The 745-nt window shown below is 72.5% G+C and carries 1 protein-coding gene; it reads left to right on the top strand.

Annotated elements, in window-relative coordinates; all coding sequences use genetic code 11:
• Positions 1–220: 220 nt before the first annotated feature.
• Positions 221–745, top strand: a 525-nt coding sequence (locus NS220_RS18610; protein WP_058625448.1) for an esterase/lipase family protein, incomplete at its 3' end; no start/stop codon positions are given.

Here is a 745-nt window from a genome sequence, read left to right as displayed (position 1 = left end):
GCGGTCAGGCCGCCGAAGTCATGCGGGATCCCCCAGGTGAGGGCGAACTGGCGTCCGGTCGGAAGGATGGTCATGCGCCGGCATGGATGTCGGGGGTCTCCATTCCCGCGACTCTACGTGTCCGCGCGCCGCCGCGCGCCTTCCCCGGTCCGGTGGGGTGGGTCGGCGACCGATGCGCAACCCGCCCGACGCAGCGAAGACCGTGACGGAGGATGAGTGCATGTCCACCGCCCCGGCGCCACTCGTCGCCCTCGTGCGAAACGGTGCCTGGTGGGCGCGGGACTACCTCTACGCCGCTCTCGCGCAGGCGCGTGGAGCGGGGAGACGAGGGCACCCGGAGGACCTCGCCGACGGCGACGGTGTGCCGATTCTGCTGCTCCCGGGGATCTACGAGACGTGGCGGTTCCTGGAACCGTTGGCGCGTGCGCTTCACGACCGCGGCCACCCCATCCATGTCGTGACCGAACTCGGCGGCAACCGTCGCCCCGTGGCGGAATCCGCCGGGCGGGTCGCACGACTGCTCGTCGCCCGTGACCTCTCCGACGTCGTCGTGGTCGCGCACAGCAAGGGCGGACTCATCGGCAAGCACCTCATGGCGTTCGCCCCGGAGGGCGACCGCGTGCGGGCGATGGTCGCGGTGGCCACGCCGTTCGGCGGGTCGCGGTACAGCCGTCTCATGCCGACCCCCTCGCTCCGCGCCTTCCGCCCCAGCGATGCGACGATGCGTGCGCTCGCCGCGGCCGCG

The sequence above is a fragment of the Microbacterium testaceum genome (genome assembly GCF_001476655.1).
GTDB lineage: Bacteria > Actinomycetota > Actinomycetes > Actinomycetales > Microbacteriaceae > Microbacterium > Microbacterium testaceum_C.
The sequence above is the reverse complement of the archived record's forward strand: the minus strand, read 5'-3'. Positions and strand labels throughout refer to the sequence as shown.